The following is a 14,561-nucleotide window of genomic DNA, read 5'->3' as shown; positions in this document are numbered from 1 at the left end:
GCTCAGCGCCGTGCGGGATCGAAGTGCCGGCGCAGGCCCTGCCAGCAGCGCGCGTAGTCGGCCTGCCGCAGCGGCGAGGCCAGCGCCCGGGGTGTCGGGCGCCAGACGTGGCGCGCCTCGAACATGAAGGCCATGGTGTCGCGGATCACGTCGGGCTGCGACAGGTCGGCACGGCTCGCCTTCTCGAAGGTCTCGGCGTCGGGGCCGTGGCCGGTCATGCAGTTGTGCAGGCTCGCGCCGCCGGGCAGGAAGCCTTCGGCCTTGGCGTCGTACACGCCGTGGATCAGGCCCATGAACTCGCTGGCGACGTTGCGGTGGAACCAGGGCGGCCGGAAGGTGTCCTGCATCGCCAGGATGCGCGGCGGGAAGACCACGAAGTCGATGGCGCTGGTGCCCGGCGTGTCGGAGGCCGCATGCAGCACCAGGAAGATCGACGGATCGGGGTGGTCGTGGCTGATCGAGCCGATGGCATTGAAGCGCCGCAGGTCGTACTTGTACGGTGCGCAGTTGCCGTGCCAGGCCACCACGTCGAGCGGCGAGTGATCCATCGCCGCCGACCACAGCCGGCCCATGAACTTGGTGACCAGCTGGTGCGGCCCGTCGATGTCCTCGTAGGCCGCCACCGGCGCGAGGAAGTCGCGCGCATGCGCCAGGCCGTTGGCGCCGATCGGCCCCAGGTCGGGCAGGCGAAACGGCGCGCCGTGGTTCTCGCACACGTAGCCGCGGCCCGCGCCGTCGGGCAGCTCGACGCGAAAGCGCAGGCCGCGCGGGATGACGACGATCTCCTGCGGCTCGACCTCCAGCACGCCGAGCTCGGTGACGAAGCGGTGGCGGCCGAGCTGGGGCACGATCAGCAGCTCGCCGTCGGCACTGCAGAAGCTGCGCTGCTCCATCGAGCGGTCGGCGGCATAGAGATGGACCGCGGCGCCGGCCTGCACGCCCGCATCGCCGTGGCCGGCCCAGGTCACGAGGCCGTCGACGAAGTCGGTCGGCGCCGCCGGCAGCGGCAACGGGTTCCAGCGCAGCGGATCGGGCGGCGTGGCGAGCGTGGAGAAGTCGCTGACCAACCGGCCGCCGTCGTCGTACGGCTCGAACGGTGCGTGCATCGCGGCCGGGCGGATGCGGTAGAGCCAGCTGCGGCGGTTGTCGGCGCGCGGCGCGGTGAAGGCGGTGGCGCTGAACTGCTCGGCGTACAGACCGTAGGGGCAGCGCTGCGGCGAGTTGCGGCCCACCGGCAGCGCACCGGGCAGCGCCTCGCTCTCGAAGTGGTTGGCGAAGCCGCTCTGGTAGCGCAGGGGAGCGTGGTGCATCGAAGTCCCGTCCTCGCCGAGCATTCTGCCTGCGGCCCTGCGGCCGCTGCGGGTGGACCGCCGGCCACGGCAAGGGCCGGGCCACGGTGCGGCTGGAGTCCACCGGGCCCCACACCACGCTGCTGCACGACACCGCCAACGCCCAGGTGGGCGGCAAGATCGCGCAGCTCGGCTCGCGGCTGATCGACATGGCGACGCAGAAGATGGCGGGCGAGTTCTTCACCGCCTTCGAGCCACAGCTGGCGGCGCGCTATCCGGCGGCGGCCGAGGTGGCCGCACCAGCGACCGAGGCGCCGGCCCAGGGGGTCTGGGCGCGCTTGGTGGCGTGGCTCAGGCGCTTGCTCGGTTGAGATGAATCCCGCGCCGCCGCGGGACGCGCTTCAGCCCGCCAACCGCCCCGCTGCCTTCACCGCCACCTCCCGCGGCACGCTCCCCGCGTCCGCCAGCGCATCCAGCGCCGCCAGCGCGATGTGCGCGCGGTCCACCTCGAAGTGGCGGCGCAGCTGCTCGCGCGTGTCGCTGCGGCCGAAGCCGTCGGTGCCCAGCGCCACGAAGCGCGAGGCTTCGGCGTAGGGTGCGATCAGCTGCGGCCAGGCGCGCACGTAGTCGCTCGCGGCCACCACCGGCGCCTTGCCGGCCAGGCACTGCGCCACGTGGCTGCGGCGGCGCGGCGCCTGCGGCTGCAGGCGGTTGTGGCGCTCCACCTCGATGGCCTCGCGCTGCAGCTCGCTGTAGCTGGTGGCGCTCCACACCTCGGCCTCCACGCCGTAGTCGTTGCGCAGCAGCTCGGCCGCGGCCAGCACCTCGCGCAGGATCGCGCCGGAGCCGAGCAGGCGCACCTGCGCGGCCTTCCTGCCCTGCGCCGGCCGGAAGCGGTACAGGCCTTTCAGCACGCCGGCCGCCGCACCCTCGGGCAGCGAGGGGTTGGCGTAGTTCTCGTTCATCAGCAGCAGGTAGAAGAACTCGTCGGCCTGCTCCTCGAGCATGCGGCGCATGCCGTGCTCCACGATCACCGCCACCTCGCCCGCGAAGGCCGGGTCCCAGGTGCGGCAGTTGGGCACGGTCGACGCCTGCAGTGGGCTGGAGCCGTCCTGGTGCTGCAGGCCCTCGCCGCCCAGCGTGGTGCGGCCCGCGGTGGCGCCGAGCAGGAAGCCGCGCGCGCGCTGGTCGGCCGCGGCCCAGATCAGGTCGCCCACGCGCTGGAAGCCGAACATCGAGTAGTAGATGTAGAACGGCAGCATCGGCACGCCGTGCACGCTGTAGCTGGTGGCCGCGGCCACCCAGGAGCTCAGCGCACCGGCCTCGCTGATGCCCTCCTCCAGGATCTGGCCGTCGGTGGCCTCGCGGTAGCTGAGCACCGAGCCGATGTCCTCGGGCTCGTAGTTCTGGCCGAGGTTGGAGTAGATGCCGATCTGCTTGAACAGGTTGGCCATGCCGAAGGTGCGCGCCTCGTCGGCGACGATGGGCACGATGCGCGGGCCGAGCTGCGCGTCCTTCAGCAGCGCGGTGAGCATGCGCACGAAGGCCATGGTGGTGCTCATCTCCTTGCCGTCGGCGTTCAGCGCGAAGTCACCCCAGCGCGCCACCGGCGGCACCGCCAGCTGCGGCGCCTGCGCCACCCGCGCCGGGATCTGGCCGCCCAGCGCGGCGCGGCGCGCGTGCAGGTAACGCATCTCGGGGCTGTCGTCGGCCGGCTTGTAGAACGCCAGGCTCGCGGCCTGCTCGTCGCTGAGCGGCAGCGCGAAGCGGTTGCGGAAGGCGATCAGGTCGTCGCGGTCGAGCTTCTTCTGCTGGTGCGTGGTCATGCGGCCCTGCCCGGCCTCGCCCATGCCGTAGCCCTTCTTGGTCTGCGCCAGGATCACCACCGGCCGGCCGCGGCACTGCATCGCCGCGTGGTAGGCGGCGTGGATCTTCACCATGTCGTGGCCGCCGCGGCGCAGCCGGTCGATCTGCTCGTCGGTCAGGCCCTGGGCCAGCGCGGCGAGCTCGGGGGTCTGGCCGAAGAAGTGCTCGCGGTTGTAGCGGCCGTCCTTGGCGGCGAAGGTCTGGAACTGGCCGTCCACGGTGCCGGCGAAGGCCTTGCGCAGCGCACCGTGGGTGTCGCGCGCGAACAGGCCGTCCCAGTCGGAGCCCCACACCAGCTTGATGACCTGCCAGCCGGCGCCGGCGAACAGCGCCTCCAGCTCGTCGATGATGCGGCCGTTGCCGCGCACCGGGCCGTCCAGGCGCTGCAGGTTGCAGTTGATCACCCATGTGAGGTTGTCGAGCTTTTCGCGCGCGGCGAGCGTGAGCGCGCTCATGCTCTCGGGCTCGTCCATCTCGCCGTCGCCGAACACGCCCCAGACGCGGCGGCCCTCGGTCTGCAGCAGCCCGCGGTGCTGCAGGTAGCGCATGAAGCGCGCCTGGTAGATCGAGCTGATGGGGCCGATGCCCATCGAGCCGGTGGGGAACTGCCAGAACTCGGGCATCAGCCACGGATGCGGATAGCTCGACAGGCCCTGCGCGCCGGCCGCCGGCGCGGCGAGCTCCTGCCGGTAGTGGGCCAGGTCGGCCTCGCTCAGGCGGCCTTCGAGGAAGGCACGCGCGTAGACGCCGGGCGCCGAGTGCGGCTGGTAGAACACCAGGTCGCCACCCTGCTGCGCGTTGCGCGCGCGGAAGAAGTGGTTGAAGCCGACCTCGAACAGATCGGCCGCGCTCGCGTAGCTGGCGATGTGGCCGCCGAGTTCGCCGTAGGCCTGATTGGCGCGCACCACCATCGCCAGCGCGTTCCAGCGCATCAGGGAGGCCAGGCGCTCCTCGATCGCCAGATCGCCGGGGAAGCGCGGCTGGCGCTCGACCGGGATGGTGTTGACGTAGGGCGAGCCGCCGCCGCGCGGCTGCCAGGCGATGGCGGGCTCGCTGGCCTGCGCGGCCAGCTGGTCCAGCAGGAAACGCGCGCGCTCCGGCCCGGCGGCGGCCAGCACCGCGGCCAGGGCATCGCGCCACTCGGCGGTCTCGGCGGGATCGGTGTCGGCGGCGGCGGCCTGGAACAGCAGGGGTTCGAACACTTGGGTCATGGCAAGGCTCCTCTGCCCTGCACTGTGCGCCTGCGGAGGCCGCAGATGCCACCGAAAGACGGTGCCGGCGGCCCGATTTACCGCATAAAGTGCTGCGACTCCTTGATTTGACGGCACGACGATGAAACCCGACACCCTCGACCTGCGCATCCTGGCCGAATTGCAGCGCGACAGCAGCCTGTCGAACGTGGAGCTGGCGCGCCGCGTGCACCTGTCGCCCTCGCCCTGCCTGGCGCGGGTGCGCGCGCTGGAGGCGGCCGGCGTGATCCGCCACTACGTCGCGCTGCTCGACCCGGCGCCGCTGGGGCTGCACCTCAACGTCTTCATCTCCATCAGCCTGAAGCAGCAGAACCGCGCCGCGCTGGAGGCCTTCGAGGCCAGCGTGTGCGCGCGCGACGAGGTGATGGAGTGCTACCTGATGACCGGCGACGCCGACTACCTGCTGCGCGTGGCCGTGGCCGACATGGCGGCGCTGGAGCGCTTCATCCTCGAACAGCTGTCGCCGATCGCGCAGGTGGAGAAGATCCGCTCCAGCTTCGCGCTGAAGCAGGTGCGCTACAAGACCGCGCTGCCGCTGGCCGCCGGCAGCTGAGCGCCGCCGGGCACGGCCGCCGCGCGGCGCGCGCGCCGGTCCTGCCGCAGCGCGAGGCCGAACACCACCAGCCCGCCCAGCGCGAGCAGCGCGCCGACCCAGCCGGTCGAGGCCCAGCCCAGGCCGGCGGCGATGGCCACGCCGCCCAGCCAGGCGCCGAGCGCGTTGGCCATGTTGAAGGCCGAGTGGTTCAGCGCGGCGGCCAGCGTCTGCGCGTCGCCGGCCACGTCCATCAGGCGGATCTGCAGCGCCGGCGCCAGCGCCACCACGGTGCCGACCAGGAACACGCTGGCCGCGGCGCTGACCGGGTGGTGGGCGGTGAACACGAAGGAGCCCAGCACCAGCGCGCTCCACAGCAGCAGGCCGGCCACCGTGCGCATCAGCGCGCGGTCGGCGAGCCGCGAGCCCACCAGGTTGCCGGCCACCATGCCCAGGCCGAACAGCGACAGCACCGCCGGCACCGCGCCCAGCGGCAGGCCGGATACCTCGGTCAGCGTGGGCTTGATGTAGCTGAACACCGCGAACATGCCGCCGAAGCCGATGGCGCCGATGCCCAGCGTGAGCCACACCTGGGGCCGCGCCAGCGCGCCCAGCTCGCGCAGCGGGCTCGCGCCCTGCGCCGCCGGCAGGTCGGGCACGCCGCGGCGCACCAGCACGCAGGCCAGCGCGGCGATCGCACCGACCAGCACGAATGCGGACCGCCAGCCCCAGTGCTGGCCCATCCAGGCCGCGATCGGCACGCCGACCAGCGTGGCGCTGGTCAGGCCCAGCATCACCAGACCCACCGCGCCGGCGCGGCGGTCGGGTGGCGCCAGCGAGGCGGCCACCAGTGCGGCCACACCGAAGTAGGTGCCGTGCGGCAGGCCGGCGATGAAGCGCAGCGCGTTCAGCAACAGATAGCCCGGCGCCAGCGCGCTGGCGAAGTTGCCCAGCGCGAACAGCGCCATCAGGGCCATCAGCAGCCGACGCCGCGGCCAGCCGGCGGCCAGCACCGCGAGCACCGGCGCACCGACCACCACGCCCAGCGCGTAGGCGCTGATCACGTGGCCGGCCTGCGGGATGCTCACGCCGAGGTCACGGGCCACCTCGGGCAGCAGGCCCATGATCACGAACTCGCCGGTGCCGATGGCGAAGCCGCCGACGCCGAGCGCGACGATGGCCGTCCAGAACGGCGGATCGCTGCGGGCCACCGGCGCCGACGCGCCGGCGGCGGAGAGGAGATCGGTGGGCGAAGGATTCATCGCGACGCATTGTGTTGCGTCGCAGCAAGTCCCGGTCGCCGCAGGCCTTTGCAGAGCGTGCTAACCGGAGGACGGACCGGCTGCAACGCGAGCCATCTTCTGATGCGCTGAGCTCCGCGGCCCGAATGCGTTGTGAACGCGACGCAGAGTCCTCCTCTGCAATGCGCGCGTCTGCGCTGCAGCGTCAGCGTGCGCTGTGCGTCATCTGCTCAGCCATGTCGACCTCCGCGTGCCAGCATGTGGCACGCGCCGCAGTCTGCAGTGCTACCGACGCACGCGCGGCAGGCTGCTCCTGCGCTGCATCAGGTCGTCGCGCGCGAACAGCTCCGCGACCCAGTCGACGAACACACGCAGCTTGGCGCTGAGGTGGCGGTTGGGTGGGTAGACCACGTGGATCGGCACCGGCTCCGAGCACCAGTCGGCCAGCACGGGCTCGAGCTCGCCGCGGCTGATGTGGGTCTGCAGCATGAAGGTCGCGGCCTGCACGACGCCGAGTCCGGCTAGGCCGGCCGCCACGTAGGCGTTGGAGTCGTTGACCGACAGCACGTAGCGGCCGGCCACCTCGATGCGTTCGCCGTCCTTGTGGAAGTCGAACGGGTACTGCCGGCCGGTGCGCGCCGAGAAGAAGCCGATCACCGCGTGCGCGCCCGACTCGAGCTCGCGCGGATGGCGCGGCATGCCGTGGCGCTTCAGGTAATCGGGCGACGCGGCGGCCAGGAACTGCAGTTCGCCGACGCGACGCGCCACCAACGACTGGTCGATCAGCTCGCCACCGCGCAGCACGCAGTCGACGTTCTCGCTCAGCAGGTCGACCGGGCGGTCGCTGACGCCGAGGTCGATCTGGATGTCGGGATAGAGCGCATGGAACTGCGGCAGCGCCGGGATCAGCACCAGCGTGCCGACCGACGAGCCGACGTCGATGCGCAGCCGCCCGCGCGGGCTGGTCTTCGCGTGCGACATGCTCGACTCGAGTTCGTCGATGTCGCCCAGCAGCCGGATCGCGCGGTCGTAGTAGGCCGCGCCGTCGGGTGTGACCGTGACGCGCCGCGTCGTGCGGTTCAGCAGCTTGGTCTGCAGCTGCGCCTCGAGCATCTGCACCAGCCTCGTCACCGTGGGCTTGGGCAGCTGCAGCGAGTCGGCCGCCTTCGTGAAGTTGCCGGCCTCGACCACGCGCACGAAGGCCTGCATCGCAGAGAACTTGTCCATGGGCGCCGCCTCCCCGCGCTGGTGATGCCGCACCGATGCGGCGGCCGGATTATTGCGTTGGTGAAACAAAGCATGAGCAATGCGGCTATTTATTGTTTCAACGACCGCCACTATCTTCTGCTGCATCGCAACACGCTTCATGCCGCTCCGGCGGCCCGAGGTCCACATGTCCACCCCCCCTTCCCTGCCCGCCCCGCTCGCTCCGCCCCTTGGCGGCGCGTTGGCCTGGGCAGACCAGTGGATTCCAGTCGGCGCCGGCGAACCGCTGAAGGCGCGCGTCTACGGCAGCCGCCCGCGCGGCCGCTCGGCGCCGCTGGTGCTGCACTTCCACGGCGGGGCCTTCGTGGCTGGCGGGCTGGACAGCGGCGCCACGGTCGCCGGCCTGCTGGCCGAGGCCGGCGCGGTGGTCGTGTCGCTCGACTACCCGCTGGCGCCCGCCCACCCCTTCCCCGCCGCCATCGAGGCCGGCCACGCCGCGCTCACCTGGATGCACCGCCACCGCAGCCGGCTGGCCGGCCAGAGCGCGACGGTCTGGGTCGCCGGCGAAGAGGCGGGTGGCAACCTGGCCGCGGCCGTGGCACTGATGGCGCGCGACCGGCGCAGCCCGCCGCTGGCCGGCCAGATCCTGATGTCGCCGATGCTCGATCCCTGCGTGGCCACCGCCTCGCTGCGCGATGCCGATGCCGGCCCCGTCGGTTGCCTGTGGGCCGACGGCTGGCACCAGTACCTGCCCGGCGCCGCCGACGCCGACCACCCGTATGCGGCGCCCGCTTCGGCGATGCGGCTGACCGGCGTGCCGCGCACGCTGCTGATCACCGCGCAGGACGACCCGTTGCGCGACGAGGCGCGGGCCTATGCACGGCGGCTGCGCGACGCCGGCGTCGAGGTCGATGAGGCGTTTCTCGACCAACCCACCGGCTGGCCCTGCGCCTGCAAGCAGCCCGCCGGCGCGCAGGCCGCCTGGGCGCCCGTGGTCCGCGGGCAGTTCCAGGCCTTTCTGCAGCGCGCTCATGCGCCGGCCGCCGTTCCAGTTTCCGCGTCTTCCTCCATCCAGAACCGCCGCCCCGGGAGCCTCTCATGAACCAGCCCTCTTCCTCTCCCAGCCCGCGCCGCCTGTGGGCCGCCGGCACCGCCCTCACCGCGCTGATCGCGGTGTCGGCCGCCTTCTTCGGACTCAACAGCCCCAACGCCGAGGCCAACCCGGCACCGACCGCCCCCGCGGCGACGCCGGTCTCGGTGGCCACCGTCGTGCAGAGCCAGGTCGCGGCGTGGGACGAGTTCTCCGGCCGCCTCGAAGCGGTGGAACGGGTCGACGTGCGCTCGCGCGTGGCCGGCGCGGTGCAGTCGGTGCACTTCCGCGAGGGCGCGCTGGTCAAGCAGGGCGAGCTGCTGATCACCATCGACCCGGCGCCCTATGCGGCCGACGTGGAGCGCGCCGAGGCGCAGGTGGTCGCCGCCCAGGCGCGCGTGGCGTACACGCGCAGCGAGCGTGACCGCGCCCAGCGCCTGTGGGACGAGCGCGCCATCGCGCAGCGCGAGTACGACGAGCGCGTGAGCGGCCAGCTCGAGGCCGATGCCAGCCTGCGCGCCGCGCAGGCCGCACTGCAGTCGGCGCGCCTGAACCTCGGCTACACGCAGGTGCGTGCGCCGGTGGCCGGCCGCGTGGGCCGGCTCGAGATCACCGTCGGCAACCTGGTGGCGGCCGGCCCCGGCGCGCCGGTGCTGACCACGCTGGTGTCGGTGAGCCCGATCTACGCGAGCTTCGACGCCGACGAGCAGGTGGTGGCGCGCGCGCTGAAGGATCTGCCGAGCGGCGCAAGCGCGCGCAGCCAGCTCGAGCGCATCCCGGTGCAGATGGGCACCGCCGCGAACAGCGACACGCCGCGGCTCGGCAAGCTGCAGCTGGTGGACAACCAGGTCGACGCGAAGAGCGGCACGGTGCGCGTGCGCGCCGTGTTCGACAACGCCGACGGCAGTCTGATGCCCGGCCAGTTCGCGCGGCTGCGCATGGGCCAGGCCCGCAACGGCAGCGCGCTGTTGGTCAACGAGCGCGCGGTCGGCACCGACCAGAGCAAGAAGTTCGTGATGGTGATCGGCGCCGACAACCGCGCCGAGTACCGCGAGGTGCGGCTCGGTGCCCACGTCGACGGACTGCGCGTCGTGACCGACGGCCTGAAGGCCGACGAGCGCATCGTCGTCAACGGCCTGCAGCGCATCCGTCCGGGCGCGCTGGTCGCGCCCAAGCCGGTGGCGATGGACGCCAAGCCCGAGCTGCAGGCGCGCAGCGACGCGGCCCCGCAATCCTGATGACCTGAACCGACCGGGGTCCCGACCCCCGGCGTCTCCGCCGTATCCCCGAGGGAGGGAGCCATGAACCTGTCCAAGTTTTTCATCGATCGGCCGATCTTCGCCGGCGTGCTGTCGCTGCTGATGCTGATCGCCGGCCTGATCGCGCTGCGCGGCCTGCCGATCTCCGAGTACCCCGAGGTCGTGCCGCCCTCGGTGGTGGTGCGTGCGCAGTACCCGGGCGCCAACCCCAAGGTGATCGCCGAGACGGTCGCCACGCCGCTCGAGGAGGCCATCAACGGCGTGGAAGGCATGCTCTACATGGGCAGCCAGGCCACGACTGACGGCCTGATGACGCTGACCGTCACCTTCCGCCTCGGCACCGACCCCGACAAGGCCCAGCAGCTGGTGCAGAACCGCGTCTCGCAGGCCGAGCCGCGGCTGCCGGAGGAGGTGCGCCGCCTCGGCATCACCACCGTGAAGAGTTCGCCGGACCTGACGATGGTGGTGCACCTGCTGTCGCCGAACGACCGCTACGACATGACCTACCTGCGCAACTACGCGGTGCTCAACGTCAAGGACCGGCTGGCGCGCATCGACGGCGTGGGCCAGGTGCAGCTGTTCGGCTCGGGCGACTACGCGATGCGCGTCTGGCTCGACCCGCAGAAGGTGGCCGAGCGCGGCCTGTCGGCCAGCGACGTGGTGGCGGCGATCCGCCAGCAGAACGTGCAGGCCGCCGCCGGCGTGGTGGGCGCCTCGCCGGGCCTGCCGGGCGTGGACCTGCAGCTGTCGATCAATGCGCAGGGACGGCTGCAGAACGAGGAGGAGTTCGGCGACATCATCGTCAAGACCGGCGCCGACGGCGCGGTGACGCGGCTGCGCGACCTGGGCCGCATCGAGCTCGGCGCGGCCGAGTACGCGCTGCGCTCGCTGCTCGACAACAAGTCGGCCGTCGCGGTGCCGATCTTCCAGGCGCCGGGCTCCAACGCCATCGAGATCTCGAACCAGGTGCGCGCCACCATGGCCGAGCTCAAGAAGTACATGCCCGAGGGCGTGGACTACGAGATCGTCTACGACCCCACGCAGTTCGTGCGCGCCTCCATCGAATCGGTGATCCACACGCTGCTCGAGGCGGTGGCGCTGGTGGTGCTGGTGGTGATCCTGTTCCTGCAGACCTGGCGAGCGTCGATCATCCCGCTGCTGGCGGTGCCGGTGTCGGTGATCGGCACCTTCGCGGTGATGCACCTGTTCGGCTTCTCGATCAACGCGTTGAGCCTGTTCGGCCTGGTGCTGGCGATCGGCATCGTGGTGGACGACGCGATCGTGGTGGTCGAGAACGTGGAACGCAACATCGAGGCCGGCCTGTCGCCGCGAGACGCCACCTACCGCGCGATGCGCGAGGTCTCGGGACCGATCATCGCGATCGCGCTGGTGCTGATCGCGGTGTTCGTGCCGCTGGCCTTCATCAGCGGGCTCACCGGGCAGTTCTACCGCCAGTTCGCGCTGACGATCGCGATCTCCACGGTGATCTCGGCGATCAACTCGCTCACGCTGTCGCCGGCGCTCGCCGCGATGTTGCTGAAGGGTCACGGCGCGCCGAAGGATGCGCTGACGCGCGGCATGGACCGCGTGTTCGGCCGCTTCTTCTCGCTGTTCAACCGCGCCTTCAAGCGCGGCGCCGAGGGCTACAGCGGCGGCGTCACGCGCGCCATCTCGCGCAAGGCCGTGATGATCGGCGTGTACCTGGTGTTCCTGGCGGTGACGGTGGGCCTGTTCAAGGCCGTGCCCAGCGGCTTCGTGCCGGCGCAGGACAAGCAGTACCTGATCGGCTTCGCGCAGCTCCCCGACGGCGCCACGCTCGACCGCACCGAGGACGTGATCCGCCGCATGGGCGACATCGCGCTGAAGACGCCGGGCGTCGAGCACGCGGTGGCCTTCCCCGGCCTGTCGATCAACGGCTTCACCAACAGCTCCAACTCCGGCATCGTGTTCACGCCGCTGAAGCCCTTCGACGAGCGGCGCGACCCGAGCCTGAGCGGCGCGGCGATCGCGGCCGACCTGAACCGCCAGTTCTCGCAGATCGAGGACGCCTTCATCGTGATGTTCCCACCCCCGCCGGTGCAGGGCCTGGGCACCACGGGCGGCTTCAAGCTGCAGCTCGAGGACCGCGGCTCGCTCGGCTACGCGGCGATGGACGGCGCGGTCAAGGCCTTCATGGCGAAGGCCCAGCAGGCGCCCGAGCTGGCCGGGCTGTTCTCGAGCTACCAGGTCAACGTGCCGCAGCTCTATGCCGACATCGACCGCACCAAGGCGCGCCAGCTCGGCGTCGCGGTGACCGACGTGTTCGACACGATGCAGATCTACCTCGGCTCGCTGTACGTCAACGACTTCAACAAGTTCGGCCGCACCTACACCGTGCGCGTGCAGGCCGATGCCACGCACCGCGCGCGCGCCGAGGACGTGGGCCTGCTGAAGGTGCGCTCGGCCTCGGGCGAGATGGTGCCGCTGTCGGCGCTGATGACGGTGCAGCCGAGCTTCGGCCCGGAGCGCGCGATGCGCTACAACGGCTACCTGTCGGCCGACATCAACGGCGGCCCGGCCCCGGGCTACTCGTCGGGTCAGGCGCAGGATGCCGTGAACCGCATCGCCGCCGAGACACTGCCGCCGGGCATCAGCTACGAATGGACCGAGCTGACCTACCAGGAGATCCTGGCCGGCAACTCGGCGATGTGGGTGTTCCCGCTCGCGATCCTGCTGGTGTTCCTGGTGCTCGCCGCGCAGTACGAGAGCCTGACGCTGCCGCTGTCCATCATCCTGATCGTGCCGATGGGTCTGCTCGCGGCGATGACCGGCGTGTGGCTCGACGGCGGCGACAACAACGTGTTCACGCAGATCGGGCTGATCGTGCTGGTGGGGCTGAGCGCGAAGAACGCGATCCTGATCGTGGAGTTCGCGCGCGAGCTGGAGTTCGCCGGCCGCACGCCGGTGCAGGCGGCGATCGAGGCCAGCCGGTTGCGGCTGCGCCCGATCCTGATGACGTCGCTGGCCTTCGTGATGGGTGTGCTGCCGCTGGTGCTGTCGAGCGGTGCCGGTGCCGAGATGCGCCAGGCGATGGGCGTCGCGGTGTTCGCCGGGATGATCGGGGTGACCGCCTTCGGCCTCTTCCTCACGCCGGTGTTCTATGTGCTGCTGCGCCGCCTGGCCGGCAACCGCCCGCTGACGCAGCACGGCGAGGTGCCGCACGCCGAGGCCTTTGCCGGCACCCCCGGCACCGGTGGCGCGAGCCTGAAGCCGCTGCCGGCCGCGCCGGTGGCCCACCACGACTGAAGCAGCGGACCGCTGCACTTCCTTCCGAGCAGAGAACGTCATGAAGCTTCCTTCTCCTCCTTTGCCCTCCCTCGCCGGCCGCCTGCCGCGGCTGCCTCGGGCCGTGCTGGCCCCGCTGTTCGCAGCGCTGGTGCTGGCGGGCTGCGCCACCGCCCCCGCCATCGACCCCGCGGCGCTGCCGGTCGCACCGGTGGCCTTCAAGGAAGGCGACGGCCGCTGGACCACGGCCGCCCCGGCTGACGCGCAGCCGCGCGGCACGTGGTGGAAGGCCTTCGCCGACCCCACGCTCGACGAGCTGGTGGAGCGCGCCGGCCAGGCCAACAACAGCATCCAGACCGCTGCGGCGCGGCTCGCCCAGGCGCGCGCGCTGGTGCGCGCGGCCGACGCCGACCGTGCGCCGCAGGTCGGTGTCGGTGCCGGCGTCACGCGCGGTACCGAGGCCGGCGCCGGCCCACGGCCGGGCACGCTGATCAGCACTGGCGCCACCCTCGGCTACGAGGTCGACCTGTTCGGCCGCCTCGCTGGCGCCAGCCGTGCCGCCGCGCTGGACGCGCGGTCGCGCGAGGCGCTGCTGCAGAGCACCCGCCTGCTGGTGCAGGCCGACGTGGCGCAGACCTACCTCGCGCTGCGCGCCCTCGACGAGGAAAGCGCACTGGTGCGCGACACCGTCACCGCCTACCGCGACACGCTGAGCCTGATCGAGCGTCGTTTCAACGCCGGCGACATCGCCGAGCTCGACGTGGCACGGGTGCGCACCCAGGTGGCGTCGACCGAGTCGGAGGCGCTGGCGCTCGACCGCCGCCGCGCGGAACTGGAGCACGCGCTGGCAGTGCTGGTGGGCGCAGCGGCATCCGACTTCCACGTGGACATCGCGGACTGGCGCAGCGCGCTGCCGGTCATCCCGGCCGGCGTGCCGAGCACGCTGCTGGCACGGCGTCCCGACGTGTCGGCCGCGCAGCAGGCGATGCTGGCCGCGCAGGCGCGCGTCGGTGTCGCGAAGGCGGCCTGGTTCCCGAACCTCTCGCTCACCGCCTCGGGCGGCGTCGCATCGCCGGAGCTGGGCGACCTGTTCCAGTGGTCGGCGCGCTCCTGGGGCATCGGCGCGCTGCTGTCGCTGCCGCTGTTCGACGGCGGCCGGCGCGAGGCCGGCGTGCAGAACGCGAGCGCCGAGCTCGACGCTGCGCTGGCCGGCTACCGCGAGCAGGTGCTGGTGGCGTTCCGCGATGTCGAGGACCAGCTGTCGGCGCTGCGCTACCTGGCCGATCAGGACAGCGCGCAGGCCCGCGCGGTCGCGGCCGCGAGCCGTGCGACGGTGCTGTCGAGCTCGCGCTACCGCAACGGCCTGGTGAGCCAGCTCGACCTGCTGGACGCGCAGCGCAGCGAACTCGCCAACCGCCGGCAGGCGCTGCAGGTGCGTTCGGCGCAGTACCAGGCGACGGTGGGCCTGGTGCGCGCCCTGGGCGGCGCGTGGGACGCGCCGGCCGGGGTGGTGGGCACGGTCGCGCCTGGGCAGGCCGCGGTCGGCAGCTGAGCGGCGAGGCGG

The 14,561-nt window shown here is 72.0% G+C and carries 10 protein-coding genes; 6 read left to right on the top strand and 4 right to left on the bottom strand.

Translation table 11 applies throughout. From position 1 onward, the window contains the following. Window positions 1-2: 2 nt before the first annotated feature. Entirely contained in the window at window positions 3-1,310 is a 1,308-nt protein-coding gene (hmgA, locus tag MPE_RS04370) for a homogentisate 1,2-dioxygenase (RefSeq protein WP_041929920.1), read from the bottom strand. Between the two features lie 86 nt (window positions 1,311-1,396). Between hmgA and MPE_RS22675 the strand changes: the two genes are divergently transcribed. Further along, a complete protein-coding gene (locus MPE_RS22675; protein WP_011828475.1) occupies window positions 1,397-1,660 on the top strand; it encodes an SRPBCC domain-containing protein in 264 nt (87 codons plus the stop codon). Window positions 1,661-1,690: 30 nt separating this feature from the next. Here the strand turns inward: MPE_RS22675 and mdeB are convergent, their stop codons facing one another. Further along, complete coding sequence (gene mdeB / locus MPE_RS04360; RefSeq protein WP_011828474.1) at window positions 1,691-4,366, bottom strand: alpha-ketoglutarate dehydrogenase; 2,676 nt, start codon at window positions 4,364-4,366, stop codon at window positions 1,691-1,693. Window positions 4,367-4,487: 121 nt separating this feature from the next. Between mdeB and MPE_RS04355 the strand changes: the two genes are divergently transcribed. Next, window positions 4,488-4,958 (top strand): Lrp/AsnC family transcriptional regulator, encoded by a 471-nt coding sequence (locus MPE_RS04355; protein ID WP_011828473.1) that lies wholly within the window; start codon window positions 4,488-4,490, stop codon window positions 4,956-4,958. Here MPE_RS04355 and MPE_RS04350 read toward each other — a convergent pair. Further along, window positions 4,922-6,199, bottom strand: a complete 1,278-nt coding sequence (locus MPE_RS04350) for an MFS transporter (protein WP_011828472.1) — start codon at window positions 6,197-6,199, stop codon at window positions 4,922-4,924. The two genes, MPE_RS04355 and MPE_RS04350, sit on opposite strands and share 37 nt — an antisense overlap. Before the next feature lie 264 nt (window positions 6,200-6,463). Then, entirely contained in the window at window positions 6,464-7,405 is a 942-nt protein-coding gene (locus MPE_RS04345) for a LysR family transcriptional regulator (protein WP_011828471.1), read from the bottom strand. 166 nt (window positions 7,406-7,571) lie between these two features. On the opposite strand from MPE_RS04345, the gene MPE_RS04340 reads away from it, so the two are divergent. From MPE_RS04340 to MPE_RS04325, 4 genes are all read left to right on the top strand, one after another. Next, a complete protein-coding gene (locus tag MPE_RS04340; protein ID WP_011828470.1) occupies window positions 7,572-8,486 on the top strand; it encodes an alpha/beta hydrolase in 915 nt (304 codons plus the stop codon). Continuing rightward, window positions 8,483-9,712, top strand: a complete 1,230-nt coding sequence (locus MPE_RS04335; RefSeq protein WP_011828469.1) for an efflux RND transporter periplasmic adaptor subunit — start codon at window positions 8,483-8,485, stop codon at window positions 9,710-9,712. Before MPE_RS04340 ends, MPE_RS04335 begins: the two co-directional genes overlap by 4 nt. Before the next feature lie 63 nt (window positions 9,713-9,775). Continuing rightward, window positions 9,776-13,018, top strand: coding sequence for an efflux RND transporter permease subunit (locus tag MPE_RS04330; protein ID WP_011828468.1), 3,243 nt, complete (start codon window positions 9,776-9,778; stop codon window positions 13,016-13,018). Window positions 13,019-13,058: 40 nt separating this feature from the next. Next, on the top strand, window positions 13,059-14,549 hold the full coding sequence (locus MPE_RS04325) for an efflux transporter outer membrane subunit (protein WP_083767936.1): 1,491 nt from the start codon (window positions 13,059-13,061) through the stop codon (window positions 14,547-14,549). Window positions 14,550-14,561 lie beyond the last annotated feature (12 nt).

This window comes from Methylibium petroleiphilum PM1, assembly GCF_000015725.1.
Lineage (GTDB): Bacteria > Pseudomonadota > Gammaproteobacteria > Burkholderiales > Burkholderiaceae_C > Methylibium > Methylibium petroleiphilum.
The sequence above is the reverse complement of the archived record's forward strand: the minus strand, read 5'-3'. Positions and strand labels throughout refer to the sequence as shown.